Source organism: Ancylobacter gelatini, assembly GCF_022601675.1.
Classification (GTDB): Bacteria; Pseudomonadota; Alphaproteobacteria; order Rhizobiales; family Xanthobacteraceae; genus Ancylobacter; species Ancylobacter gelatini.
Genome location: NZ_JAKVIL010000003.1, coordinates 343,816 through 370,581, shown reverse-complemented (window position 1 = coordinate 370,581; position 26,766 = coordinate 343,816). Strand labels below are relative to the sequence as shown.

Sequence of the window (26,766 nt, the reverse complement as noted above, 5' to 3'; positions counted from 1 at the left end):
CGCAAGGGGGTCAGCCGGCGGTGATTCGAAAATTTCGGACGAAACGGTCCGTTTTTTGTATCGCGCTTGGGCACGACCCGGCGAACACCCTTGGCGCACCCCGGTGCCTATGGGAAGCTACCCTCTTCAACGCGTCCCGTGAGAAACAGAAAATGAACGCGCCCGTGCTGCCTTCCAACACCTTCGTCGTCGATCACCCGATGATCCAGCACAAGCTGACGCTGATGCGCCGCTCGCGCACCCCGGCGAACGAGTTCCGCCTGCTGCTGCGCGAGATCAGCATGCTGCTCGCCTATGAGGTGACCCGCGACATGCCGCTGGAGATGATCGAGATCGAGACCCCGCTGACCACGATGCAGGCGCCGGTGGTGGCCGGCAAGAAGCTGTGCCTCGTCTCGGTGCTGCGCGCCGGTGGCGGCATTCTGGAGGGCATGCTGGAAATCCTGCCCGCCGCCCGTGTCGGCCATGTCGGGCTTTATCGCGACCCGGTGTCGCTGCAGGCCGTCGAATATTATCTCAAGCTGCCGCGCGATATTTCCGAGCGCACCGCCATCGTGGTCGATCCGATGCTCGCCACCGGCAATTCGGCGGCGGCGGCGGTGGACCAGGTGAAGGCGGCCGGCTGCCAGTCCATCAAGTTCGTCTGCCTGATCGCCGCCCCGGAAGGGCTGAAAGTGTTCCACGACGCCCATCCCGACGTGCCGGTCTACGCCGCCGCGGTCGACAGCCACCTCAACGATCACGGCTATATCGTGCCGGGCATCGGCGACGCCGGCGACCGCATTTTCGGCACCAAGTAAAATCCGGCCGCCCGGCAATAACCCGCCCCCGCCGGGCTAGCTTTACGTCGGTCCGCTTCGGACGTTCCCAGCGAAAAACAGTGCGTATGATATTCCTACAACTTATTCATACAGTCTGACGTCTCGCTTTTCTGGAACGCCGAACGATATTCTGCCCGCGACACGGGCGCCGCGCCGAAATTTTCGGCGCGGACAGGGCGGCATTGCCGACATTAGAGGCTTCCATTTCAAGCGGTAATACCGCTACCCTTTGGTTGTTCCTAGGGTTCCGGCGCCGAACAGGGCGTGACTGGACCGAGAGGGACAGCCCGGCGGGGGACAGGTGTCCCACCACATTCGCCGGGTCCACGGCGGGATAAAAGCCCGGGAGGCTCGTGCGACGATCGTCGCGGCGAAGGCCTCCGGTATGTCACCCGGCCTTCTCCCCCGAGCTGATCCTCACGGGCCGCCCCGGCAGACACGGGAGACCCTGATGCTTTGTCGTACCCAGCGTGCCCCTCGACTGCGTTTCACCCGGTTGCGTTCGCTGGCGCTCGGCGCGGCCGGCGTGGCCGCCCTCGCCCTCTCCTTCGCGCCAGCTGAAGCCGCGCCGAAGAAGGACTTCAACATCGCCTGGACGATCTATGTCGGCTGGATGCCCTGGGCCTATGCCGCCGACGCCGGCATCGTCAAGAAATGGGCCGACAAATACGGCATCACCATCGATGTCACCCAGATCAACGACTATGTGGAATCCATCAACCAGTACACCGCCGGCAAGTTCGACGGCGTGACGCTGACCAATATGGACGCGCTGACCATTCCCGCCGCCGGCGGCGTCGATACCACGGCGGTGATCATCGGCGACTTTTCCAACGGCAATGACGGCATCGTCTCGAAGACCGCCAAGACCCCGGCCGAGCTGAAGGGCCAGAGCATCAACCTCGTCGAGCTTTCGGTCTCGCACTATCTGCTGGCGCGCGCCCTCGAAACAGCGGGCCTCGCCGAGAAGGACGTGAAGGTAGTCAACACCTCCGACGCCGACATGGTGGCGGCCTTCAAGTCGGCCGACGTCACCACGGTGGTGACCTGGAACCCGCTGCTGGCGGAAGTCGAGGCCGAGCCGGGCGCCAACAAGGTGTTCAACTCCTCGCAGATTCCCGGTGAGATCATCGACATGCTCGGCGTGAACAGCGAGACGCTGAAGGACAATCCGGACTTCGGCAAGGCGCTGGTCGGCATCTGGTACGAGACGCTGGCGCTGATCGCCGACCCGGGCGAGAAGGGCAAGGAAGTGCGCGCCGAACTCGGCAAGCTGTCCGGCACCGACCTCGCGGGCTACGACGCGCAGCTCGCCGCGACCAAGATGTTCTTTACCCCCGCCGAGGCGGTGGCCTTCACCAAGAGCGCGGCGCTGCCCAAGACCATGGATCTGGTCAGTTCGTTCTCCTTCGAGCACGGCCTGCTCGGCGACGGCGCCAAGAGCAAGGACGCGGTCGGCATGGCGTTCCCCGGCGGGGTGACGCTGGGCTCGCCGGACAATGTGAAGCTGCGCTTTGACGACAGCTTCATGGCGATGGCCGCCGACGGCAAGCTCTGAGCCACCCAAAGGCAGGGGGTCGCCGCATGCGTCGCGCCATGAACATCGTGCCGGGGCCGGGAGCACGGGTTCTGCTCGCCATGCTTCCATTCGCCCTCCTCGTCTTCATCTACATTCTCGGCTCGGCGGAACGCCGGGCCGTGAACCCGGACGACAAGCTGCTGCCGCCGATCTCGGAAATGGCGTCGACCATCACCCGCATGGCGACCGAGCCGGACCGGCGCACCGGAACGCTGGTGCTGTGGGCCGACACCGGCGCCAGCCTGCAGCGGCTCGGGCTGGGGCTTGGCTTCGCCACGCTCACCGGTCTCGTCATCGGGCTGGCGCTCGGCATGCTGCCGCTGGTGCGGGCGGGCTTCGCCCCGCTGGTGGCGGTGCTGTCGATGATCCCGCCCATGGCGCTGCTGCCGATCCTGTTCATCGTGTTCGGGCTCGGCGAACTGTCGAAAGTGGTGCTGATCGTGATCGGCATCGCGCCCTTCCTGGTGCGCGACCTCGCCATGAGCGTGGGCGCGATCCCGATCGAGCAGATGGTGAAGGCGCAGACCCTGGGCGCCTCGACCTGGCAGACCGTGCTGCGGGTGGCCCTGCCGCAGGCGATGCCGCGCCTTCTGGAGGCGCTGCGGCTCTCCATCGGCCCGGCCTTCCTGTTCCTGATTTCGGCCGAGGCGATCGCGGCGGAGAACGGGCTCGGCTACCGAATCTTCCTGGTGCGGCGCTATCTCGCCATGGACGTGATCATCCCCTATGTCGCCTGGATCACGCTGCTGGCCTATGTGCTCGACCTCGCACTGGCAAAGATCGCGCGCGGGGCCTTCCCCTGGGCCTATGTCGGGGAGCGGCGCTAGATGAGTGCGATCAAGGTGCGCGACGTCTGGGTCGAATATGGCGACCAGATCGTGCTGGAGAGCGTCAATATCGACATCGCCTCCGGCGCCTTCGTCTCGGTGGTCGGCCCGTCCGGCTGCGGCAAGTCGACCTTCCTGCGCATGGTGCTGGGGCAGGACCGGCCGACACGCGGCACACTCACGCTCGACGGCGCCCCGCTGCCCGCCGAGCCGGGGCCGGATCGCGGCGTGGTGTTCCAGCGCTATTCGGTGTTTCCCCATCTCACCGTGCTCGGCAACGTGCTGGCGTCCTATGAATTCGCCGAGAGCCCGTTCCTCGCCAAGCTGTTCGGCGCGCGCCGGCGCAGCGCGCTGGAAAAGGCCAAGCTGCTGGTGGATGGCGTGGGGCTCGGCCCGCACGCCAATAAATACCCGAGCGCGCTTTCGGGCGGCCAGCAGCAGCGCCTCGCCATCGCGCAGGCGCTCGCCAAGGAGCCCAAGGTGCTGCTGCTCGACGAGCCGTTCGGCGCGCTCGACCCCGGCACCCGCACCCAGATGCACCAATTGATCAAGCCGCTCTGGCGCGAGCACGGCATGACGGTGATCATGGTCACCCATGACCTGAAGGAGGCGTTCGGCCTCGGCACCCGGCTGATCGCCCTCGACAAGAAGCGCATCGACCCGCAGGAGCCGAACCGCTTCGGCGCCCACATCACCTACGATCTCGACCTGACCCGGGACGGCCCGGTTCCGGTGCTCGGCTTCTCCCGTCCGCTCGACGGCGGGCCGAGCGCAACATCCAGTTCCGTCCGCGACGGCGCGGACCTTTCGGCGAGGAGCAATCCATGAACGCCTTCCATCATCGACCCCTTCCCTCCCGTGCCCGCCGCGCCGCCGGCCTCGCGCCGACCCCGCCACGCGCGCGCCGCCACCACCCGAATTTCGAGCTCAAGGACATGCAGGGCTGGAAGTCGCTGGATGCCGAGGCGGGTCTTTCCGAACAGGGCTGGCGCAAGGAACAGCAATGGGCGCTCGACATGGGCCTGCCCGGTGCCGAATCCATCAACGACAAGTCGATCCCGACCTTCGCGCGCGGCGAGCTGCCGCATTTCGCCGGCATCAACACCTTCATGAAGGCGCCCTATGTCGAGAATGTCCGCGATGTCGGCAAATTCGACGCGGCGGTGATGGGCATTCCGTTCGACAGCGGCACCACCTATCGCCCCGGCACCCGCTTCGGGCCGCAGGGCATTCGCCGCATCTCCGCGCTCTACACGCCCTACAATTACGAACTCGGCGTCGATCTGCGCGAGCAGATGACGCTGTGCGATGTCGGCGACGTGTTCACCATTCCCGCCAACCTCGAAAAGAGCTTCGACCAGATTTCCAAGGGCGTCTCCCACGTCTTCTCGTCCGGCGCGCTGCCGGTGATGCTGGGCGGCGACCATTCGATCGGCTTTCCCTGCGTGCGCGGCATCGCCGAATGCACCTCCAAGCGCATCGGCATCATCCATTTCGACCGGCACATCGACTGCCAGGAGAAGGATCTCGACGAGCGCATGCACACCACGCCCTGGTACTGGGCGACCAATCTGCCGAACGTCTCGCCCAAGAACCTGGTCCAGCTCGGCATTGGCGGCTGGCAGGTGCCGCGCTACGGCGTGCAGGAGGCACGGGCGCGCGGAACCAACGTGCTCACCATTGACGATATCGAGAAGATCGGGCTGGAGAAGACCGCCGAGATCGCGCTGGAACTGGCCTGGAAGGACGCCGACGCGGTGTACATCTCCTTCGACGTCGATTCGATCGACTGCGGCTTCGTGCCCGGCACCGGCTGGCCGGAGCCGGGCGGCTTCCTGCCGCGCGAGGCGCTGAAGATTCTCGGGCTGGTCGCCGCCGAAGGGCTGTGCGGGCTGGAAGTGGTCGAGGTCTCCCCGCCCTACGACACCTCCGACATCACCGCCCTGTTCGCCACCCGGGTCTGCGTGGAAGCGCTGGGCTCGATGGTCGCCCATGGCAAGCTCGGCGCGCATAAATCGATCATCGACAAGCCGGTGAGCTTCTGAAGAAACGAGGCCACGCCCTCTCCCCTCGCGGAGAGGGCGGTGGTGAGGGAGCGGCGCCGCGGCGCACTCGCGCCCCTCGCCGCCCCGCTTCGCCGGCCACCTCTGCCCGCGGGGAGAGGATCTCGACAAGGAGTTTCCCATGCATCGCGGCCACGACCACCATCACGACCATGGCGCCGGCGGGCATTCGCACGGCCATTCGCACGGCCACCCCCACAGCCACAGCCATGCCCCCGCCCATAATCACGGCCACCTGCCGCGCGCGGTGCAGTGGCAGACCCCGCATCTGCCGGAGCCGCCGGAAGATGCGGACCACGCCCATGCCGAGCCCGATCTCGACCTGGTGGAGAAGGCGTTCGTCGAGGGCTTCGCCTCCGCCAGCGACCCGACCAGCTTCCTGCGCCTCGCGCGCGTGCCGTTCGACGCGGTGACGCAGGATGGGGGGCATATCAGCCTGCTGCGGGTGGAAACCGACGACGTGACCGATGTCGGCGCGGTGATGCCGCATCTGGGCGGCGGCAGTTTCCGCTATGACCCGTTGCCGGCGGCCATGGTCTCGCGGCGCCGGCGCCTGCGCTTCATCTATTTCGACGGCCGCCAACAGGTACCCCTCAACCTGGCGCAGGTGCGCCTGCTCGCGGAGACGTGAGCAGGCGGTTTTGCCAATTAGCCGCGCCCGATCGCCGCGTAGGGATTTTCGCGGGTTGATCGGAACGGCTCCAAAGTTCATGGTGCCGTCATGCCCGCCGCCCCGAGAGGCTGGCGCGGCGGAGTGGATGCGCCATGAACTATACGCAGTATTTCGAGAATGCCGTCGATGCGCTGAAGCGCGAGCGGCGTTATCGCACCTTCGCTGAAATCGAGCGCGACACCGCGCATTTTCCCCGCGCCACCTGGCATGGCCCACAAGGGCCCCGCGATATCGTGATCTGGTGCTCCAACGACTATCTCGGCATGGGCTGCCATGACGACGTGATCGAGGCCATGTGCGCCACGGCGCGCGAGGCCGGCGCCGGCGCTGGCGGCACCCGCAACATTTCCGGCAACAGCCACGCCATCGTCGAGCTGGAGGCCGAACTCGCCGACCTGCACGGCAAGGAAGGCGCTCTCGTCTTCACCTCCGGCTACATTTCGAACGAGACCGGCATCTCGACGCTGGCGCGCCTCATTCCCGACTGCGTCATCCTCTCCGACGAGCTGAACCACAATTCGATGATCGAGGGCGTGCGCCACGCCGGGCGGGAGAAGCAGATCTTCCGCCACAACGACCTCGCCCATCTGGAAGAACTGCTGCGCGCGGCCGGCGACCGGCCGAAGCTGGTGGTGTTCGAGAGCATCTACTCGATGGATGGCGACGTCTCGCCGATCAGTGCGATCTGCGACCTTGCCGAGCGCTACGGCGCGATGACCTATCTCGACGAGGTGCACGCGGTCGGCATGTATGGCCCGCGCGGCGCCGGCGTCGCCGAGCGTGACGGCGTGATGCAGCGGGTCGACGTGATCGAGGGCACGCTGGGCAAGGCGTTCGGCGTGGTCGGCGGCTACATCGCGGCCAAGCGCGCGGTGATCGACGCGGTGCGCTCCTATGCGCCGGGCTTCATCTTCACCACCGCCCTGCCCCCGGCCGTCGCGGCCGCCGCCGCGGCCTCGGTGCGGCACCTCAAGAACTCCGGCGCCGAGCGCGCGCGCCAGCAGGCGCAGGTCGCCAAGGTCAAGGACGCGCTGGAGCGCGCCGGCCTGCCGCAGCTGGTCACCGACACTCATATCGTTCCGGTGATGGTCGGCGATGCCGAAGCCTGCAAGGCGGCGAGCGACATGCTGCTGAGCGACCACGGCATCTATATCCAGCCGATCAACTACCCCACCGTGCCGCGCGGCACCGAGCGGCTGCGCATCACCCCCGGCCCCTGCCATGACGACGCGCAGGTCGCCGCGCTGGCCGCCGCGCTGGTGGATGTGTGGAGCCGGCTCGGCCTGCCCTTCATCGCCCGCGCACAGGCGGCGGAATAAGGCCGGATTTTCCGGGCAGGAACTCAGTCAGGGGCGGGAAACCGGTCAGGGCCTGGGCTCAGCCCGGGGCGGGGCTCAGTCCGGGCTTGGGCTAAGTCCGGGTCTGGGCTCAGTCCTTGGGCTCGGTGCGGTCCAGATCGACATCCTCCGAGGGCACCGCCGCCGCGCCGAACATCAGCCGGGCCACCACCGGGATCAGCAAAGCGAGGAGCAGGAAGCGCGCGAGATGATGCGCGGCCACGAAGGCGGGGTCCATTCCCAGCACGAAGGCCATGATGGTCATCGCCTCCAGCGCGCCGGGCACATAGGCCATCAGCACCTTGGTCAAGGGCTCGCCCGACAGCCACGCCCCCAGCACCGCGAACGCCACCGCCACCGCCGTGGCGATGAAGAAGGCCGCAAGCGCGTCGACGAAGAAGCGGCGCAGCGTCTCCAGCCGGGTGCCGGCGAAACGGGTGCCGGCATTGGCGCCCAACGTCACGAAGCCGATGATGAGGAACAGGTCCGGCAGCCGCCCCTCGATCAGGCCGAACGCATGCACGGCACCGCTCGCGAGCATCGCACCGACCATGGCGCCGCCGGGAAAATGCAGCTTTTCCGCAAGGAACGCGCCGCCAATGCCGACCAGCAGCGACAGGACCAGGCTGGTCCAGTCCGGCACCACCGGGTTGATCGGCAGCGTTCCCGCCGGCTCATGCCCCAGCCCGCCGAGCGCCGCGGGCAGCAGCGCGACCAGGATGAACAGCCGCAGCGACTGGCCGAACACCACGCGCCGCGTATCGGCCCCGCTGGTTTCCGCCATGGCGAGCACGGCGGACAGCGCGCCCGGCGCCGCCGCGAAGAACGCGCTGCGCCGGTCCCACCCCGCGACCTTTTCCAGATAGACCATGACCGCGCCCATCATCACCGGCACGGAGACCAGCAACACCACCATGGTGAACGGCCAGGTCGCGATGCCCTTGAAGGTCTCGGGCGACAGCGCCGAGCCCATCGAGGTGCCGAGCACGACATAGATCGCCATCCGCATATGATGGTTGATGCCGACCGGGGCCCCGCACAGCGCGGCGACCGCCGTCGCCACCAGCGCGCCGGAGAGCCAGCCGACCGGCAGGCCGAGAGCGGCCGCGACGCCACCGCCGGCAAAGGCCAGCGCCAGCGTGACCGCAATCCAGCCCAGCTTGCGGGGCGTGTAATCGGCTGAGCGGAAAAAGGAAGGCAACGGCATCACAGCAGAGGTGCGAAGCAGGGAATGTTTGAGCCGGATCAATGCGCCCAATGCCGGTTCGGGTCAATTTCGCTTCATGCATAGATCATCGCTTTTCCATGCCGAGCGTGCGGTTCCGCGCTACACCTCCTACCCGACCGCGCCGCATTTCACGGCCGATGTCGGGCCGCAGAGCCATGGCGACTGGCTGGCGGCGCTGCCGGACGAGGCCACGCTGTCGCTCTATCTCCACGTCCCGTTCTGCGCCTCGCTGTGCTTCTATTGCGGCTGCACCACCAAGGCGACGCGGCGGCACGAGCCGGTCGCGGCCTATGCCGAGCGGCTGGAGCGCGAGATCGAACTGATCGCGCAGCGGGCCGGCGGGCGGGCGGTGACGCATATCGCCTGGGGCGGCGGCACGCCGAGCCATCTCGGGCCCGACATGCTCAAACATCTCCATGAGCGCATCGCCGAGCGCTTCGACCTGTCGCGCCTCGCCGAGCACGCCATTGAACTCGACCCGCGCGAAACCACGCCCGAACTCGCCGACGCGCTGGCCGCGATCGGCGTCGACCGCGCCAGCCTCGGCGTGCAGGATTTCAGCGCCCATGTGCAAAGCGCGATCGGGCGTATCCAGCCGTTCGCGGTGGTGGAGCGCACAGTGACGATGCTGCGCGAGGTGGGGCTGAGCGCGATCAATCTCGACCTGATGTACGGCCTGCCGCACCAGACGGAGCGCGACGTGCGCCGCACCGCGCAGCTCGCCGTGCTGCTGGCGCCGGAGCGTCTGGCCCTGTTCGGCTACGCACATGTGCCATGGGCGCGGCCGAATCAGAAGCTGATCGACGAGAAGGCTCTTCCCGGCGCGAGCGCCCGGCTCGAACAGGCGGAAGCGGCGCGGATGACGCTGATCGGCTCCGGCTATGCCGGCATCGGCCTCGACCATTTCGCCCGGCCCGACGACCCGATGGCGCTCGCCGCGCGCGCGGGCCGGCTGCGCCGCAATTTCCAGGGCTACACGGTGGACCAGGCCGACGCGCTGATCGGGCTCGGGGCTTCCGCCATCAGCCGGTTTCCGCAGGGCTTCACCCAGAATGCGCCGGATTCAGCCGGCTATATGCGCGCCATCGACGCCGATGGATTCGCCACCGTGCGCGGCGTCGCCTTCACGCCCGACGACATAAGGCGCGGGGCGCTGATCGAGCGCCTGATGTGCGACCTCGAAGTCGATCTTGACGAGGAATTGCTGCGCGAGGCCGCGCCGCAACTGGAGCCGCTCGCCGCCGACGGACTGTTGAAGCTGGACGGCGGCCATATCGCCATGACACCGAGCGGGCGCCCCTTCGTGCGTCTGGCCGCCGCTGCGCTCGACGCCCGGCTTCAGGCCGGCAAGGGCCAGCATTCCATGGCTGTGTGAGGTGGGAGCCCGTTCGCGGGCGACCTTTCCGGCTTCGCGTCTTCAAAACGAAACGCCCCGCTTTCGCGGGGCGCAGGTGGGAAGGCGATGGCTCTGGAAACAGGCGCGGTCAGGCGGCGCCCGCGAGACGCCGCACACTGCCGCGATCCTGAATGCGCACCTCGTCGGCGCGCAGCAGAGCGACCAGACCGCGCCGCTTCAGCTCGGAAAAGGCGCGGCTCACCGTCTCCAGCGTCAGGCCGAGGAAATCGGCGATCTCCTGCCGGGTCATCGAGAGGTGCAGCGTGCCGCTGCCCAGACCTTCGGGTGCGAGACGGGTGAGGAAGAAGGCGACGCGCTCCAGCGCCGACATGCGGCCGAGCACCAGCGCGTGGGCGTGCATCGAGCAGAGCTGGGCTTCGAAGCGACGCAGCAGCCGGGCCGCGAGCGCCGGATCGCGCTCCAGCGCGCTGCGCTCATGGGCATTGATGGTGGAGGGCGTCAGCGTCTCGGCCGAGCAGGCATATGCCTCGTCGCAGGCGAGCCCGAACACGTCGCCGGGGCCGAGCAGTTCGACCACCTGGCGGCGCCCATCGGGCAGGAGCTTGGTCAGCATCACGGCGCCGTCCATCACTTCCATGATGCGCCGGGCGGGGTCGCCCTCATGCAGCAGGGTGACATGGGCGGCCACGCGCATCAGCGGAAAATGGGGGTCGGCCGAAGACACCGAACGCAAAGGACTGCCGGTGCGTTCTTCGATGAGCTGGCGCATGTGCCTCTTCCCTGTTTGATCTGTCGCAAACCTTACGGCGGGTTGCGGCGGCGCACAGTTCGGTGGGCTGCGTAAGGAAAACCCCGCAGCCGGCTCATTCCATGGGGAGGGCGCGGGTCAGGGTCTCGACATCGAGCGGCTTGCGCACCAGCCACGCCGGATGCAGGCCGCGCATCTGGTGGTCGATGGCCGACTGCGACTGGCCGCTGATCACCACCACGCGCGGCGGCGAGGCAAGCCCGAGCAGCCAGCGCACGGCCTGCGCACCGGAAATGCCCGGAAGGCTGAGATCGACAATGACGGCATCCGAGCCCGCCGGCGGCACACCACGGAACAGGCTTTCCGCGTCGCGGTGCATCACCACCTCATGCCCGAGATTGCCAAGGATGAGGTTGAGCGAATCGCTCACCCCGTCATCATCCTCCACCACATGAACCCGCAAGATTCTCTCCCGCTGTTTGCTCCCGAACTTGGGACAGGCGGGCCGTCAGCGGCAATTCGTAGGAATGCGAAGGCCGCAGGTGAGAATTGCAGCAGGCACGCATCGATCACGCAGCTCAGGCCCGCGCCTCAGGCCCGGATATCCTTGAGCACGATGCGCACGAGATCGGCGGCGTTCTTGGCGCCGAGCTTCTCCATGATGCGGGCGCGGTGCACCTCGATGGTGCGGGGGCTGATGCCGAGCACCCGGCCCGCCTCCTTGTTCGAGGCGCCGGACGCGATCTGCACCAGCACCTCGCGCTCGCGCGGGGTCAGCAGGTCATGGCCGGGGAAATGGGCGGTGAGCAAATCGCCCGGCTCGCCATCGGCGCGCCGCCGGTGCGCCTCGATCGCGTCGCGCACGCGCTCGACCACGGTGTCGGCATCGAACGGCTTCTCGATGAAATCCAGCGCGCCATGGCGAATCGCGTCGACCGCCATGGGAATGTCGCCCTGCCCGGAAATGATGAAAATCGGCGCCGGATAGCGGTCGGCTTCCAGTTCCTTGAGGATGTCGAGGCCGGAGCGGCCGGGCATGTGCACGTCGAGCACGATGCAGGAAGGCACATGCGAGCGCGCGGCCGAGAGGAAGGCGGCGCCGTCGGAAAAGCCGCGCACATGGTAGCCTTCGAGGCTGAGCACCAGCGAGAGGGAATCGCGAACCGCCGGGTCGTCATCGACGACGAAGACTTCTCCCATGTTCGCCATTGTCAAACGCTCCCTTCCCCAGCCTGGTTCGCCATCGTATCCGGGGCAGCTGGCAGCACCAGCGAGAAGCAGGCTCCGCTACCATTTCCACCCGGATCGACCGTAAGATCGCCTCCGTGGTTCTGGGCGATCGTTCGGGAAATCGCAAGCCCGAGGCCCATGCCGCGACGTTTTGAACTGGCGAAGGCCTGGAACAGCTTGGGCAGCGCCTCCGGCGCGATGCCCGGTCCGTTATCGTGCACGTCCAGCCGCACATCGGCCCCGGTGCGGCGGGTCACGATGCGGATCGCCGGCTCGTTGCCATTGCCGCATTGCGTCGCCGCCTCGATCGCGTTGCGCACCAGATTGACCACGATCTGCTGGATCTGCACCGGATCGACCATCACCGGCGGCAATACCGGCGCCGGTTCGCGGTCGATGCGGATGCGGTGGCGCTGGCCGAGCAGGGTCAGGTCGATCGCGTCGTCGATCAGCGGGTCGAGCTGGCGCAGATGGCGCTCGGGCTCGCGCTTCTCCACGAACTGGCGCATGCGCTGGATGATGTGGCCGGCACGCTCGGCCTCGCCCGCCGCCTTGTCCAGGATGTCGCCGACCTGCGCGTTGATATCGATGCCGCGCGCATGGGCCCGGCGGACCGCCTGAAGATACAGCAGCAGCGCGGTGAGCGGCTGGTTCAGCTCATGGGCGATGGCCGCGCCCATCTCATCGATCGCGGAGACGCGGGCGAGATGCACCAGTTCGCTCTGCAATTCCGCGAGGCGCTGCTCGCTTTCCTTGCGCGGGCGCAAATCGCGCAGGATGCCGATGAACTGGCGCCCCGCCGGGGTCTGCGCCTCACCGACCGAAAGCTCCAGCGGGAAGATCGTGCCGTCGGAATGCCGGCCGCGCACCTCGCGGCCGATGCCGATGATCTTCTTCACGCCGGTGCCGATATAGTTGCTGATGTAGCTGTCATGCTCCACGGCATATTCCGTGGGCATCACGATCTTGACGTTCTCACCCAGCACATCAGCCGCCGGCAGGCCGAACATCGCCTCGCACGCCTTGTTGAAGACGAGGATGCGCGCGGCTTCGTCAATGACGATGATGCCGTCCGCCGCCGTGTCCAGCACCGACAGCAGCCGGGCCTCGGAGACGGTGGGCGGGCCGATCTCGCTGGAATCGCTCTGAATGTCCTTCATCGCAACACTTTGCGTTGCATCCTGCCGGTCCGCAACCCGTTCGCGCCAGGATCAGCGGGTGAGCCAAGCCGCCAGCCGGTTGGTCGCTTCCACCAGCTGCGCCTCGCCACGGGCGAAGCAAAGCCGGATGTAGTTCTCGCCGCCGGGACCGAAGGCGGTGCCGGGCGCGAGGCCGATATTGGCCTCGTCCACCAGCGTCAGCGCCAGGGCCCGCATGTCGCGCTGACCGTGAACGCCGAAGAACAGGTAGAACGCGCCCGGCGGTCGGGCGAGCGTGACCCGGCCAGTGGCCAGCAGCCCGTCGGCCACGATGTCACGCCCGCGCCGCGCCCGTTCGATCTGGTGCGCGACGAAGCTCTCGCCGCGCTCGATCGCAGCGATGCCGGCGCGCTGCATGAACGGGGCGACGCCCGAGGTGGAGTACTGGATCAGGTTGGCGATGACATTGCCGAGGCTGGGATGCGCCTCGATCCAGCCGAGCCGCCAGCCGGTCATCGCCCAGTTCTTGGAGAAGGTCTGCACGAACAGGATCCGGTCTTCCGGCTCCATCACCTCGTGGAACGACGGCGCGACGCCGCCCTCGCCCGCCTCATAGTAGAAGCGGCCATAAATCTCGTCGGCGATGATCCACAGCCCATGGCGGCGCGCAATGTCGAGCACACCGCGCAGCGTGTCGAGCGGGGCGACGAAGCCGGTCGGATTAGCCGGCGAATTGATGAAGATCGCCCGCGTGCGCGGGGTGACGGCATCCTCCAGCCGGCCGAGGTCGAGCGAGAAGCCGGCGGCCTCGTCGAAGGCGAACGGCACGAACACCGGATTGGCGCCCATCACCTGCGCCGCCGCCGCCGCGTTCGGCCAGGACGGCGACGGGATGAGGATCTCGTCACCGGCCGAGAGCGTGGCGGCGATGCAGATCTGGATCGCCTGCATGCCCGAGCCGGTGACGAAGAAGCGCTCGGGATCGTTCGGGATGCCGTAGAGCCCGGCCATGTAGCGGGCGATGGCGGCGCGCAGCTCAGGAATGCCGCGCTGCCAGGTGTAGAAGGTCTCGCCCGCCGCCAGCGAGCGTGTCGCCGCCTCCGCGATGAAGGACGGCGTCGGCAGATCGCCCTCCCCGGCCCAGAGCGGAATCATGCCGGGCCGCTCCCGGCCGTAATTCATCACCTCGACGATGCCGCTCCCCGGAACGGCAAGCGCCTGCGGACGGACATGATCGAGCAGCGAGGGGGGAGTGACGAAGGGAGCGGGCTGGGCGGACATGACAAAACTCGGTTGATCGGAGAGCGTCGACGCAGCGGATTTTGCGCCTCCACGGTTCCCCTTGCCATCAAAAGCTGTCGGCCGTCCAGCGCCCGAAGGAACTGGGCGACCGGCGATTCACCCCTTGCGGCGATCGCGGGCGAGTTCGCGCAGCGGACGGGCGGGATTGCCCATCACCGCGACGCCCGGCGGCACGGATTTCGTCACCACCGCGCCGGTGGCGATGGTGGCATCCCGCCCGATGACCAGCGGGCGGCCGGGGCGACCATTGATGATGGTGGACCCGGCGCCGACAAACACGCCGTCCTCCAGCACCACATAGCCGGAGATGGTGGCGGACGGGCACAAGATGCAATTGTCGCCGATCACCACATCGTGGCCGACCGAACACATCGGCATGACCTGGATGTTGCGGCCGATCGTGGTGTTCGGCCCGACATAGCTGGGAATGCCGATCAGCGAGCCGAGGCCGAGGGTGACGCGGGGAAATCGCTGCGCCATCAGCGGACGGAAATCCATCAAGGTGCCGCCCGCTTCCTCGACGCGGGCCGCGAGGCGGCGGCGATCGGAGGTCCGGCCGAGCGAGATGAAGATGGGCGGCCGAGGCTCCATTGCGCGCCAGGTCTCGAAGCTGATCACCGGCACATCGTCCACGGTCTGCCCGCGGTCGCCCTCCATGTCGTCGATGAAGCCGACAATTTCCGCTTCCGCGTAGATGTCCACGATCATGCTGACAAGCGCGCGAGCCTGCCCGGACGCGCCGTAAATCGCCAGTTTAGGCAACACCACTTTTTCTCCGCGTCATTCGACCATCGACCTTCCGCGCCCGTACCGGCGGGTGTTGCGGGTATAGCAGTTCAGGCCGCACGGAACGACCCCATGCGCCTCCCCGCCCGATCTCATGCATCCCCGCGCGGCCGCTTCAGTGCGGGCGTTCGAACCAGGGCGCGACAACATTGCGGGCGGCGATTGCTTTGCCTCGCCTGTACGGCATGATGTAATATTCGGGTGGCTTTTGCCTAATGCTCCCGGCCGATAAAAAGACGCCAAATGGGAATGGGGTGACACGTTGCTTAGACGTTGGTTCGGAGTCAAAAAGCGCCACAAGGCACAGATCGCCGCCCCTGCCGTGCCAGAACCGCCCTCCCCGATCGACAGCCTGCGCCAGCAGTTGGCCGACCAGGAGGCGCTGCTTCCACCACTCTTTGAGCGGGTCGCGCATCTCGAACATGTCGTGTCGAGCTTCTCGCAGACGGTCGAGGGGCGCTTTTCCACGCTCCAGCTGGAGAACCAGGGGCTGTTCGAACGGGTCACGCATCTCGAAAACGTCGTGTCGAGTTTCTCGCAGACGGTCGAGGGACGTCTGGCCACGCTCCAGCTCGAAAACCGGGGCTTGCGCGAACTCCAGGCGCATGAGGTGCTCCGGCTGGACTACGCGCTGGGTGAGATCGAAGGGCTCGGGCCGATGCGCGAGGCGTTCCATGCCGCGCGGGCAACGCCGGACTATCAGAGCGCCTTCGAAGAAGCCGAACCGCTCGTTACCATCTGCATCTCGACCTATAACCGCGCCGAGCTGCTGCTCGAGCGCTGCCTCGCCTCGATCCGGAAGCAGACCTACAGCCGTCTCCAGGTCATCATCGTCGGGGATCACTGCACCGACGACACCGAGGAGCGCGTGCGTGGTCTCGGCGATCCTCGCATCGAATTCTACAATCTCGACAAGCCATCGATCTATCCCGCGCCCGGCCCCGATCGCTGGCGCGTGGCTGGCACCACGCCCGCCAATTTCGCCCGGCAATTTGCCCGAGGCCGGTTCATCACGCATCTCGACGAGGACGATGCCTACGCCGACAGCCGGATCGAGAAGGTGGTGGCCGCCGCCCAGCAGAACCGGGCGGACATCGTGTGGCACAAATTCTGGCAGGAGAACCCCGACGCAAGCTGGCAGGAAGCCGGCAATGGAACCTTCGCCTTCTCGCAGATTGGCCTGGGAATGTGCCTGTACCACGAGTTCTTTCTGAAGCTCTCAGGCGACATCCACGCCTATCGCTCCAATGAGCCAGGGGACTGGCACAGCCTTCGCCGCATGAAGCATCTGCGCCCGCGCCTGCACTTCGTGGACGAGGCTCTCACCTACTACCACCACTTTCCGCGCCGGGCGCCGTACCAGCCTGTGCCCGGCGAAGCCTATCTGGAGTGATCGGCAGGCTCAGGAGAACAGCCTCACGCCCTCGATGAAGATCGCCCAGATATCCCCGGCGCTGGCGACGTCCTCTCCATCATAGACCGGCAGGCACAGAGCTCGCTCCGAAAGCCGCTCGGCGTTGCGGATCGGCTCGCGGACCGAGGAGAGCGACACGGGCGGGTGGTAATAGCGGCGCACGCTGAGGCCGGCGGCGGCACAATGGGCGGAGATGCCGGCCGCGCTGACGCCTTCCGGCAGGCGCAGGGCAAAGCACTGCCAGGGCGACAGGCCCTCTTCGCCCGGCGCGACGAATGTCTCCAGCCCCGCCTTGAGCGCCCAGCGATTATACAGCGCCGCCATCCGCTGGCGCTCCCGGATCCGGGCCGGCAGATGGCGGCCGACCACGATCGCCATCGCGGCCGTCACATCGTCCATCTTGCCGTTGATACCCTCACCCGGCTTCAGGTCGCCGAGCATCCACAGGCCGAAATTGAGCGCCGAGCGGATGTTGGCCACCAGCGGCGACGGACAGGAGATGAGGCCGCCCTCGCCGACACCGAACGGCTTGGTCGCGTGCAGCGAGAACGCCTCGATCGCATCCTCGACGGCGAAACGGGCGACGACCTCGCGCGCGACGCCGAGACCGGCCGCATTGTCGATGATGAGGACGACACCGGCCCGGCGGCAGATTTCCGCCAGCTCTCCGAGATCCGACCAGATGCCGTAAGGCCGCACGACGATGACCGCATCGCAGCCATGGGTCCTGATGCAGTGATCGAGCGCGCCGGGATCGAGCACGCCGGTCATGGGATCGACATCCCCGACAATGGGCGCAAGTCCCGCGCCCCTCACCGCCGACACGGTCGCCGGAAAGGTGAAGGCCGGAACCAGCACCGGCCCCTTTCGCCGGGTCGCGATCAACGCCGCGGTCAGGGCGGCCGTGCAGTTTCCTGCCGTGACGGCGCAGGAGCCGCTCAGGAAACTCTGCTCGACGGCCTGCTCGAGCCGCAGCGATGCCGGCGCGAAATTGGTGAAGAAGCCCGAACTGCGCGAGACATCGAGCTCGGGCTCGATCTCGGCGAGACGGGGAATCCGAGGCCGGACGAAGGGATACTGGTAGGAGGCGACCGGAACAGCGCTCTTCGCCGGAATGGACATCACGTCTGCTCTCCCGCCCTTGCTCTTATAGGCCCGCCCGGCGCCCGCGGCCCGAATGGCCGCCGGGGTGCGAGCCCCAACCCGTCACCAACTCGTACCGGGCACGCGCAGCCCGGCCACTGTAAAGCCGGCCTGGGCCGTCACCAGCGGTATCAGTCGCTCGATCGCGTGAAGCAGCGTGCCGTCGCCCGCCAAGGGCTCGGGCGGATAATCCGTCCAATCCAGGGCGAGGTCGAGAAGGGGCTGCAATGCGCGTGGCCTTGCCCAGAACATCGTCCCGAGCGGAAAGTCGAAGAAGGCGGGCAGGGGATCCTTCATGCCCATGCGCCGGGCCAGATCCGTCGCCGCCGCGCGATTGTCGTTCCAGCCCACCACATGGGGATCTTCCGCGAAGACAAGCCCGAGCGTCTCGTCCTCGTCAAAGGCCTGCGCCGCCCGGTCCAGCATCGCGTAGCGGCCGCCGACGAGATTTTCCCACAGGAAGCCACGCCAGCGCTCGCCCATCGCGGCATCCACGCCCAGGCTGCGCTTGGCGTGCAGATGGCCCACGACCTCGTAGGTCCCTGCGCTGAGAATATCGGCCAGTCCGGTCAGGAACGGTCCGATGTCGCGGCCGCGATTGGGACAGAGGCGGACATCCCACCGGCCCCGGTAGCCGGCCAGCGCGATGGCGAGTTCGGCGGCCTTTTCGGGCGAATCCGTCGTGATGAACAGATCCGCCGTCGTGTCGTTGCAGGACAGGCGATACAGGAAATCGTCGATCAGCTCGGGATAATGGAAATGCCCGTGCAGCGCGATCGTCGAGGCGGCGGCGCCGGCCCGCGGGCGCGGCAGCAGAACACGCCGGCTCCAGGGACCAACGGGCTGCCCCGCCTCGACCCAGTGCGCCAGCGGATCGCGCGCCTCGTCGATGCAGGCCTCAGGATGCGCCTGTGCATAAACTGTGGGATGGAATCCGGCCCGCGCCCGGCGGAATGGCCGCCGAACGTCGCCACCCTTCGCAGACGCTTCGATCCCGTTCCACAATTTCCAGCGAAGCATCGCGGTGGCGGCCCATTCGGAAGCCGGTGGCCGGCGGTCATGAGGGGCGAACAGCAGGGTGGGGTCGATAATTCCCGGAGCGCCAAGCAGCACGGCATCCTCGCACCGCAGGCTGTGGGAGGCACGCCGTCCTATCTCGGCGATCCGTGCCGCATAGGACGGCATGTCATAGGTACCCCGCGCCAGCCGGGCCAGATCCTCGCTCAGCTGCGCCCGCCGTTCCGGCTGGTCCACGAGTGCCCAGATCGCTTCCGCTGCGGCGTGGGTGTCGAGATAGGGCACCACCAGCCCGCCGGTCGCGGGATCACTCGCCAGAACTTCCGCGGTCCCGGCGCCGCCCTCGAAACAGACCGTCGGAATGCCCAGCGTCATGGTGTCGATGCAGACATTGGGCTGCGGATCGAGCCGCGACGTCAGCAGGAAGATGTCGGCCTGCCGGTAGATCGCCTCGATATCGTCGACCGCGTCGAGCAACTGGAAACTGTCACCGAGATTGGAGCGCCGGATCTGCTCGCGGAGATAGGTCGAATAGTTGAGGTCGGTCTCGGGATCATAGCCATGGCCGATCCAGACGAAGCGCAGATCGAGGTCCGGCCGCAACCGCCGGGTCACCGCGGCGACCTCGATGAAGAGATCGACGCCCTTGCGCATCTGGACCATGCCGGCGCCGAGAACGACGGTCGCGTTCTCCTGCCCCGGCGGGCGCAGTGGGCCGGCCGAACTCACCGGCCGATGACCCGTCAGGCCCGGAATCTGTGAACGTCCCTGCGCCAGAACATGGATGCCGTTGCGCTCGCCCAGCCCCGCGACGGTTTCCATCGAGGAGGCCGCCACCAGCTGTGCAGGAAATACGACGTCGTGCGCCCAGTCGAAGACGTTGGACAGCTTCTCTCGCGGCCGCACATAGGAGGCGAATTCGTGGACGAGGGCGACCACGGCGACACCCTCCCGGGCCAGTGCCGGAACGAGGATCTGCGTCTCGATGCTGTTGGCGACGGCGTAGATCGGGCGATAGTGCCTCACGAGGCGCTCGGCCAAATGCCGCATCTCGACCGGACGCCAATCGGCCCAGGTGAGCGGCGTGGTCGAGGCCGCGGCCACCGCGCGGAAATTGGGCTCCAGATCCCCGCCCCGCAGCAGAACGGAAACGACCCGGTGATCGGCCGACAATTGTTCGATCAGGTTCCAGCCCAGTATCGGCGCGCCGGTGCGCGACGCCTCATGGCAGATGAGCAGGATGACCGGCCGCTCGTCATCCGGCAGCGGATCGAAGATCATCTCCTCGGCGATCGCCTGCCGGCGGCGCCCTTCCGCCACGCCATGGCGATCATAGTGCAGCAGCAGGCACGACTGCGGGCGCACCTGATGCAGATCCGGATTGGCTTCGAGATAATAGCTCGGGTCGAAGCTGGCCGATGGCCGGCTGCCGAAACGCTCGCCGACCAGCACATAATGCAGTGCCGCGTCGAGGTCGCGCGGCACCCCGCCGGAATAATAGGCCTCGTCGAACAGGGGGCTCGCGCGCACCTCACCTGCGAGATAGTGCGAATGCGCCTCGACGAACGGAAGAGGCGCGCCCATGTGCTCGAATTCGAGCCACGCGACGGCGGGCGGCAGCGCCACGCCGGCGGCGACGAGATAGGGACGCAGATAATGCGTCTCGACGTCGAACAGAGGCTCCAGCCCCTCACGCCAGCCACGCGTCACGTAATGCTCTGCCGGATCCGCGTCGGGCTCCAGCCCGGCAGCCCGCGCATAGCCCTCGCGATCGAAGCGCGGCGATCCCGCCAGCAGACGGGCCGACAAGGCAACCAGTTCTCCCGCCCTGCCCGCCAGCATCAGCCCTCTCCGTCGATGCCGAACACACGACGCCGCACGTTCGGCCGCAGCATTCGAGGGACGTAACGGCGAACGAGCTTGTGGATGCGGCGATCCAGCGCCTCGTAGCGGTTCTTCCAGAAGCCGAGCTCGGCGTCGCGCTGCGTGGCCGCGTCGCGCTCCGAGCTGAGCTCCTGCCGGGCCGCCTCCAGACGGGCGCCGAGTTCGTCATGCTGGCGCCTCAACTGATCGTGCCGGTCCCTCAATTCGTTCATTTCGAAATCGGCGGCGGCGATCAGGGCCTCGACCTCCAGCACCCGGTCGGAGGAGAAGGGACGCTCCACCGCCATCCGCAGCATGTCGCATTCCTGCCGGGCGCTCTCGAGCTCGTTGCGAACGACCTCGAGGCTCGCCTGCCTCTGACGGGCGATGACCTGGGCTTCCTCGACCTGAGAGCGATACGCGTCCAGCGTGGCGGAGAGACGGGAGGCTTCGTCCATCTTCTCACGCAGCTGGAACTCGAAAAGCTCGGCCAGCCGCGCGCGCTCGATCAGGTCGCCGATCTCGCTGGAATCGATGAAAAGCGAGTTCGGCACCGGGATCAACGGCTCCATCGACGCCACGGCGATCAGATAGGGCGGCCGCGGCAGGCCGGTATTGCTTTCGTAATGATGAGGGCCACGCTTCTCGAAGGTCGCGAATCCCGGTGTCCCACCATCGTCCGCAATCAGCGCCGAACCGATCATAGGACGCTGCGAAAACACCTGCACATGGGTGAAATACCTACCCAGCAGGGTCTCGAACTCGGCACGGGTGAGTTCGCGCACATGGAACGGATTGGCAGGCTGGCCCGGCGGGGAATAGATGTCGCGCTCGGGCGAGGAGATGATCAGATGCCCGGACGGACGCAGCACGCGCCGCGCCTGCTCCATGAACGCGTCATGATCATAGAAATGCTCAAGCGTCTCGAACGAGACGAGGCGGTCGACGCTGGCATCGGGCAGATCGATCGAACAGGCATCCCCGACCATGAAACGCAGATTGTCGGCGCGGTAGGCACTGCTGGCATGGTCGACGGCCTGCTGGGAGATGTCGATGCCGACCACCGAGCGAGCGACCTGCGCCATCAGGGCGCTGCCGTAACCCTCGCCGCAGGCGACATCCACCACGTCGCACTGCCTGGAAAGAAGGCGCGCCAGGAAATAGCGGTGAATGTGCTCGATCTCGATCTGACCCGAGACACCCGAAGTGAAGCGCTCGCCCGTCCACTCCAGCGCCCCTTCCGGCACGGTGCGTTCAAATATTTCCCCCATATCCTAAACGCCCTGCCCCCTTGCCCCCTGGCACCTACGCGGAAGATCAGCCCAATGATGAGAACAACCGGCCGCCTTCGAGATCCGACAATGTCCGGCGGATGCCATCGGACAAGTTCAAGCGCGGCCCCCAATGCAGGATGTCGCGCATCCGCGAGATATCGAGCACGCTCACCGGCACATCGTAGGGACGGGCAGCCTCGCGCCGGACGTCCAGCCGACGACCCAGACCCGCTTCGAGCTGCGCCACCACGGCATTGAGACTGACACCGTGCCCGCTGCCGAGATTGAAGACATTGTGGACCCCGATCTCGTCCATGCAGGCGAGAGCGCACAATCCATCCGCGACATCGGCAATGTGTATGTAGTCACGCACCACCTCGCCATCCCCCCAGATGACGATCGGCTCCCGGTTGAGGGCACGGTGAAGGAAGGTGGTCACCGCACCTTGCCCGCGCGCAAGGTTCTGCCCGGCCCCATAGGGATTGGACAGACGCGCGACACGGCAGTCGAGGCCGTATTGGCGGGCATAGGCGGTGATGTAGAGCTCGGCCGTCGCCTTGCCAGCGCCATAGGCGTTCAGCGGGTTGAGCGGATGCTCTTCGGCGACGGGAATCTGCTGAAGCGAGCCATAGACCGTGCCGCCCGACGAGGTGAAAACAAGTCGGGGCGCGCGTTCCCGCCCGAGGTTGCGCAGAACCTCCAGCAACGCGATCGTCGGCACGACATTACCCAAAAGATCGCCAGCCGGCTTCTCATTGGCCGTGGCCGGGATCGACCCCCACGCATAATGATGGACGACATCGACGCCGCGGACGAGATCGGCCCAGTCCGCCTTGGCGAGATCCAGCTCGCGCCAGGATATTTTGCCGGCCAAGCCTTCGGGGAAATCCGCGGCGATGGGCGAGCGGTCGGCCAGAACGACGTCATGCCCGTTCTTTGCAAGAAGCAGGGCGACATGTCGCCCGACAAACCCACAGCCCCCCAGCAAAAGATGCACTTGCGTCATACGACCAAACCGCCGTCAATTCCTGAAGGAACGGGCAAAGCAGCCGCCCCCTCGCCTCCCCTTGGCCATCGGATGTTCGCCCCCGAACGGCCATATCGAATTCGCGCGCCCTGCATCCATACACGAAACATCGCTATGGCGATCAACTCCATCGCACTTTCGTGAAATTGACAAGGTGCGGGCGCGTTCGCATTACAGAGAAACGCGGTGAGTGAAAACCCAAAAGCGGAAAATTATAAAATTCACCAGCGGAATTATCACGCTCGTCAGCGCAAAAACGATCCATGCGGACCAAGACTGAGCAGCAGCTATAGAATAGCACCCCCAGATCACCAGCAAATTGCACAGTTGGACAAAAAGAAACTTTCCGCCTTCGGCAGAGATTCGACCGGCCGATCCGAAAGTCAAAAAACGATGGCCAAAAAATGATATAGGCAACATTATGAAATACGCAAGATAAGAACTAAACAGCTCTCCCCATCCAAGAATGTAATAGAAGGCGTTTGCAAGTATTAGGTATGACAACGTATTGAATACGCCAATAATTCCAAAAATTATTATTTGGCGATACCGTTTAAAGAGATGCATCAATGCGGCCCCATGCCTTGGTCGTACACGCCGGGATGCGCCTGAGCCCGCCCTCCTCGACGGCCGCCCGACGCAGGTTTCGCCAACCCGCTCGATAACGCGCCATTTTTCGCATCCCGGCGACATTATGCGTGTTGACCGCCAAGCCGCGTCGCGCGAGGAAGTGACGTCCGGTCGCGAGCTTCGACGTGACACCTTGCGCCATTAACACCGCTCGCGAAAATGGCGCAACAGATGGTCGATTTCGTGCAGGTCGTCGGGAGCGTAGTGCCCAGGCCGGGCCCCGCCAGTCAAGGTCCAGCCCATGCAGAGAACCGCCCCTTTCGGACGCATCGCTCCCGCGCTTGTCACAGTGCTGGCGACCATTCCCCTGATCGTCGGCCTCTGCGTCATCTACGTCCGCGCGGAGCATCCGGCCTATGTGTGGGACTATGGCGCCTACTGGCAGATGTTCCAGCTCTACGGCGGCCTGATCGCCAACGACACGCCCGGCTGGACGACAAGGCTGCTCCAGGAAATCGCGACCCAGGATTATAATCCCTTCGCGACAGTGCCGCTTTATCCCTTCTTCTGGGCCTTCGGCGGCGAACGAACAACCTATCTCGCGGCCGTAACGCTGACATATCTGTTGCCGGCCACCCTCATCGCCACGATTCTGGCCACCCAGACAGCAGATCGCAGCCGGCACTTCTTCTGCCTGTTCTTCGTGATGGCGGTCACTTACATGCCGTTCTGGGTTCCGACCCTGCGTGGCATGGTGGATATATGCGGCCTGATCTTCCTCGGCCTCGCCACGCTGCTGGTCCTGAATACCGACTTTCTCAGTCGGCGCCCTATCCTCACCGGCGCTCTGTTCGGCGTGCTGATCTGGACGCCCTTCCTTTTCAGGCGCTGGTACGCCTACAGCCTTATCTGCCTGATCCTCCTGACATTCCTGTTCGGCCTGGTGACGCGCCTGCGCGCCGGTCACCGGCCCTTGCGCGCGCTCATATCGATCGTCTTGCCGCTGGCGATTGCGGGTATTCTTTGCGTCGCTCTGCTGCTGACCTTCCAGAAGGATCTCGTCGTTCGCGTCCTGTCGACATCTTACGCGGATCTCTACGTCGCCTATCAGGCTCCGCTCGGCTATCATCTTGAGCTGCTTGCCGCACGGGTCGGCGGCTATTATGCCACGCTGATTGTTGTCGGCGTGCTATTTGCCCTCTACACCCGGAACATTGGTGCCATCTTCTGCGCACTCTGCGCCGTAACTACCTATCTGTTCTTCATCCGCACGCAGCAAGTCGGGACGCATCATTTTCTTCCCATGGCGTTCTGGCTGTTCGTTCCTTACACATTTGGCGCCTATCAACTGTCACAACGCCTGACGTTCCTGCCAAATTCGATTCGGATTCTTCCTTTCGCCATCCTCTCGGTGGCGATATTAATAGCGAGCGTCACCGTCGACTTTCGTCGCTCCAACGTCGCCATATCCTTCTTCGTACCGGAGGCCGTGGTGCCGCCGTTGCGGCTGGAGAATTATTCCGAGTACGAGCGCCTCGTCGGCGACCTGCATCAACGGCCCGACGTCAACGAGAAGTTCTCGGTCTTCGCATCGAGCTTCGATATGTCGGATTCACTGATCGTCGCGCTTGCCCCGGATCTGCTGCCCGATTTGAACTACGCCTCGCAAGTGGCGGAGATCGACCCGTTCCATTTCGACAATCTGCGCTCGCGCTATGTGATTTCGACCGATCCTCCGCTCACCCATCTCGCGCCCGGCTCGCAGGCCATCATCACCGTTCCGGCAGAGCAGGTGCTGTCCGGCAAGGGGATCGGCGCGGCGTACAAGCAGATCGGCACGCCCTATACGATCGGCGGTGGCGCCAAGGCCTATCTCATGCGGCGAGAGCGCCCGATAACGGCGCAGGAGTTCGGCGCGTTCGCCGATGCGCTCGGTGTGTATTATCCGGCATGGCGCGACGGGTTGCGCAAATCGATGGCACTCCAGTTTGCCGCACGCATCGACCAGCACGATTCCCAGTTCGGTCAGGTCAACCAGCAAGGTGGCCCCAATACGCTGTTCATACATCCCGGCGCGAACCAGCCGACGGGCGTCTCGCTCGCCATAGACGAGGCCATCGCCACGCGCCCGGCCGCGGTCGTCCTGTCGATACCCGAAAGCATCCTCAAGACCTGCCCCAATGCCGATGGCGTGGCCGTGTCGATGACGTTGGACGGCGCGCCGCTCTGGGACGGCAGCGTGCTGCCGGGCGAGGCGCAGACCGTGCCCTTCCCGCCGAGGAATGGTACGCTCGACATAACGGTCGACAAGAAAACGATACTGGACTGCGATCACCTCTATGCCGAATTCCAGATTCCGCAGTGACCCCCTCAAGGGCCAAATGTACATGACCGGTGCCTCCCCGCCCCTTCTCCCGACCAATGGTGACGGTATCGCGCTGTCGCTGGTCATTCCGGTCTATCGCAGCATGGACGTGCTGCCCAAGCTGGTCGAAACGATCGAGACCTGCCTTGCGAACAGCGACTATTCAGGGCGCTACGAAATCGTACTGGTGAACGATTGCAGCCCCGATGGCAGCTGGGCGGTGATCGAGGAACTCTCAGCCACGCATCCCCAGATCCGCGGTATCTCGCTGCGCAAGAACGCCGGCCAGCATAACGCCACCATGGCCGGCCTGAAGTTCGCAAGGGGCGAGGTCATCGTCATCATGGATGACGACCTCCAGCACCCACCTGAGGCGATTACCGAGCTGGCCCGGCGGATCGAGGACGGGGCGGATGTCTGCTACACCCGCTACCGCAACCGCAAGCACGCGGCCTGGAAGCGCTGGGGCAGTTGGTTCAATGACCGCATGGCGGTGCATCTGATCAACAAGCCGCGCGGGCTTTATCTGTCGTCGTTCAAGGCCCTGCGGCGCGATGTGGTTGAGACCATCCTGCTCTATAACGGCCCCTACCCCTATGTCGACGCGCTGATCCTGAACGCGACCAACAACATCACCTCGATCGAGATCGACCATCAGGCGCGCCATGCGGGGGAGAGCAATTACAATCTTCGCCGCCTGGTCTCGCTCTGGCTGAAGATGGCGACCGGCTCCTCGATCTTCCCGCTGCGGCTCGCGACGATCTCGGGCTTCGTGCTCGCCGCCGCGAGCCTGATTTTTCTTATGACGGTGATCTTTCAGAAGATCATGCACCCGGAGACCCAGCCCGGCTGGACCTCGGTGATGGCCACGCTTCTGCTCATCGGCGGCCTGCAGATGGTGTTTCTCGGCATCATCGGCGAATATGTCGGGCGGATCTATCTGCGGCTCAACAACATTCCCCAGTTCGTGGTCGGCAAGACCACCTTCGAGGCACGGAATTGA

24 protein-coding genes and 1 riboswitch are annotated in these 26,766 nt (G+C 65.8%); of the genes, 11 read left to right on the top strand and 13 right to left on the bottom strand.

What is annotated here, in order from left to right:
* The first annotated feature begins 152 nt into the window (after window positions 1–152).
* The 7 genes from upp to hemA all read left to right on the top strand — a co-directional run bounded on the left by upp (window position 153) and on the right by hemA (window position 7,282).
* The gene (gene upp / locus MKI84_RS07845) at window positions 153–800 is read left to right on the top strand and encodes a uracil phosphoribosyltransferase (protein ID WP_241618219.1); all 648 of its coding nucleotides are present in this window, start codon (window positions 153–155) and stop codon (window positions 798–800) included.
* 249 nt (window positions 801–1,049) lie between these two features.
* Window positions 1,050–1,172: riboswitch (guanidine-I (ykkC/yxkD leader) on the top strand.
* Window positions 1,173–1,272: 100 nt separating this feature from the next.
* Window positions 1,273–2,379 (top strand): putative urea ABC transporter substrate-binding protein, encoded by a 1,107-nt coding sequence (locus MKI84_RS07840; protein WP_241618216.1) that lies wholly within the window; start codon window positions 1,273–1,275, stop codon window positions 2,377–2,379.
* 26 nt (window positions 2,380–2,405) lie between these two features.
* Window positions 2,406–3,227, top strand: a complete 822-nt coding sequence (locus MKI84_RS07835) for an ABC transporter permease (RefSeq protein ID WP_241618213.1) — start codon at window positions 2,406–2,408, stop codon at window positions 3,225–3,227.
* Window positions 3,228–4,055: an ABC transporter ATP-binding protein gene (locus MKI84_RS07830; RefSeq protein WP_241618211.1), complete on the top strand. Its 828-nt coding sequence runs from the start codon at window positions 3,228–3,230 to the stop codon at window positions 4,053–4,055.
* Entirely contained in the window at window positions 4,052–5,272 is a 1,221-nt protein-coding gene (locus MKI84_RS07825) for an agmatinase family protein (protein ID WP_241618209.1), read from the top strand. Before MKI84_RS07830 ends, MKI84_RS07825 begins: the two co-directional genes overlap by 4 nt.
* A 139-nt stretch (window positions 5,273–5,411) precedes the next feature.
* On the top strand, window positions 5,412–5,921 hold the full coding sequence (locus tag MKI84_RS07820; RefSeq protein WP_241618207.1) for a hypothetical protein: 510 nt from the start codon (window positions 5,412–5,414) through the stop codon (window positions 5,919–5,921).
* Window positions 5,922–6,055: 134 nt separating this feature from the next.
* The gene (gene hemA, locus MKI84_RS07815) at window positions 6,056–7,282 is read left to right on the top strand and encodes a 5-aminolevulinate synthase (protein WP_241618206.1); all 1,227 of its coding nucleotides are present in this window, start codon (window positions 6,056–6,058) and stop codon (window positions 7,280–7,282) included.
* A gap of 109 nt (window positions 7,283–7,391) precedes the next feature.
* Here the strand turns inward: hemA and MKI84_RS07810 are convergent, their stop codons facing one another.
* Entirely contained in the window at window positions 7,392–8,507 is a 1,116-nt protein-coding gene (locus MKI84_RS07810) for an AbrB family transcriptional regulator (protein ID WP_241618204.1), read from the bottom strand.
* Between the two features lie 76 nt (window positions 8,508–8,583).
* On the opposite strand from MKI84_RS07810, the gene hemN reads away from it, so the two are divergent.
* Window positions 8,584–9,903 carry an oxygen-independent coproporphyrinogen III oxidase gene (hemN, locus tag MKI84_RS07805; RefSeq protein ID WP_241618202.1) on the top strand — a complete coding sequence of 440 codons (1,320 nt, stop codon included), beginning with the start codon at window positions 8,584–8,586 and terminating at the stop codon, window positions 9,901–9,903.
* 109 nt (window positions 9,904–10,012) lie between these two features.
* Here hemN and MKI84_RS07800 read toward each other — a convergent pair whose 3' ends face one another.
* The 7 genes from MKI84_RS07800 to MKI84_RS07770 all read right to left on the bottom strand — a co-directional run bounded on the left by MKI84_RS07800 (window position 10,013) and on the right by MKI84_RS07770 (window position 15,514).
* Window positions 10,013–10,654: a Crp/Fnr family transcriptional regulator gene (locus MKI84_RS07800; RefSeq protein ID WP_241618199.1), complete on the bottom strand. Its 642-nt coding sequence runs from the start codon at window positions 10,652–10,654 to the stop codon at window positions 10,013–10,015.
* A gap of 94 nt (window positions 10,655–10,748) precedes the next feature.
* Window positions 10,749–11,096, bottom strand: a complete 348-nt coding sequence (locus MKI84_RS07795) for a response regulator (protein ID WP_241618196.1) — start codon at window positions 11,094–11,096, stop codon at window positions 10,749–10,751.
* 128 nt (window positions 11,097–11,224) lie between these two features.
* Complete coding sequence (locus MKI84_RS07790; RefSeq protein ID WP_241618194.1) at window positions 11,225–11,842, bottom strand: response regulator transcription factor; 618 nt, start codon at window positions 11,840–11,842, stop codon at window positions 11,225–11,227.
* 2 nt (window positions 11,843–11,844) lie between these two features.
* Complete coding sequence (locus tag MKI84_RS07785; RefSeq protein WP_241618192.1) at window positions 11,845–13,023, bottom strand: two-component system sensor histidine kinase NtrB; 1,179 nt, start codon at window positions 13,021–13,023, stop codon at window positions 11,845–11,847.
* 51 nt (window positions 13,024–13,074) lie between these two features.
* Window positions 13,075–14,283, bottom strand: coding sequence for a pyridoxal phosphate-dependent aminotransferase (locus MKI84_RS07780; RefSeq protein WP_241618190.1), 1,209 nt, complete (start codon window positions 14,281–14,283; stop codon window positions 13,075–13,077).
* Window positions 14,284–14,400: 117 nt separating this feature from the next.
* Window positions 14,401–15,069 carry a PglD-related sugar-binding protein gene (locus MKI84_RS07775; protein WP_241618188.1) on the bottom strand — a complete coding sequence of 223 codons (669 nt, stop codon included), beginning with the start codon at window positions 15,067–15,069 and terminating at the stop codon, window positions 14,401–14,403.
* Window positions 15,070–15,205: 136 nt separating this feature from the next.
* Window positions 15,206–15,514, bottom strand: coding sequence for a hypothetical protein (locus tag MKI84_RS07770; RefSeq protein WP_241618186.1), 309 nt, complete (start codon window positions 15,512–15,514; stop codon window positions 15,206–15,208).
* Window positions 15,515–15,517: 3 nt separating this feature from the next.
* Here MKI84_RS07770 and MKI84_RS07765 point away from each other — a divergent pair, with 3 nt between their 5' ends.
* The gene (locus MKI84_RS07765; RefSeq protein WP_241618184.1) at window positions 15,518–16,483 is read left to right on the top strand and encodes a glycosyltransferase family 2 protein; all 966 of its coding nucleotides are present in this window, start codon (window positions 15,518–15,520) and stop codon (window positions 16,481–16,483) included.
* Between the two features lie 9 nt (window positions 16,484–16,492).
* On the opposite strand, the gene MKI84_RS07760 is transcribed toward MKI84_RS07765, so the two are convergent.
* From MKI84_RS07760 to MKI84_RS20805, 5 genes are all read right to left on the bottom strand, one after another.
* Entirely contained in the window at window positions 16,493–17,626 is a 1,134-nt protein-coding gene (locus tag MKI84_RS07760) for an aminotransferase class I/II-fold pyridoxal phosphate-dependent enzyme (protein WP_241618401.1), read from the bottom strand.
* A gap of 84 nt (window positions 17,627–17,710) precedes the next feature.
* On the bottom strand, window positions 17,711–20,506 hold the full coding sequence (locus MKI84_RS07755) for a rhamnan synthesis F family protein (RefSeq protein WP_241618181.1): 2,796 nt from the start codon (window positions 20,504–20,506) through the stop codon (window positions 17,711–17,713).
* Window positions 20,506–21,798, bottom strand: a complete 1,293-nt coding sequence (locus tag MKI84_RS07750) for a class I SAM-dependent methyltransferase (protein WP_241618179.1) — start codon at window positions 21,796–21,798, stop codon at window positions 20,506–20,508. The genes MKI84_RS07755 and MKI84_RS07750 overlap by 1 nt, the downstream gene beginning before the upstream one ends.
* 46 nt (window positions 21,799–21,844) lie before the next feature.
* On the bottom strand, window positions 21,845–22,807 hold the full coding sequence (locus MKI84_RS07745) for an NAD-dependent epimerase/dehydratase family protein (protein ID WP_241618178.1): 963 nt from the start codon (window positions 22,805–22,807) through the stop codon (window positions 21,845–21,847).
* 192 nt (window positions 22,808–22,999) lie between these two features.
* Window positions 23,000–23,395 carry a GtrA family protein gene (locus MKI84_RS20805; protein WP_425353812.1) on the bottom strand — a complete coding sequence of 132 codons (396 nt, stop codon included), beginning with the start codon at window positions 23,393–23,395 and terminating at the stop codon, window positions 23,000–23,002.
* A gap of 304 nt (window positions 23,396–23,699) precedes the next feature.
* On the opposite strand from MKI84_RS20805, the gene MKI84_RS07740 reads away from it, so the two are divergent.
* Window positions 23,700–25,763, top strand: a complete 2,064-nt coding sequence (locus MKI84_RS07740; protein ID WP_241618176.1) for a hypothetical protein — start codon at window positions 23,700–23,702, stop codon at window positions 25,761–25,763.
* 22 nt (window positions 25,764–25,785) lie between these two features.
* Window positions 25,786–26,766, top strand: a complete 981-nt coding sequence (locus MKI84_RS07735) for a glycosyltransferase family 2 protein (protein WP_241618174.1) — start codon at window positions 25,786–25,788, stop codon at window positions 26,764–26,766.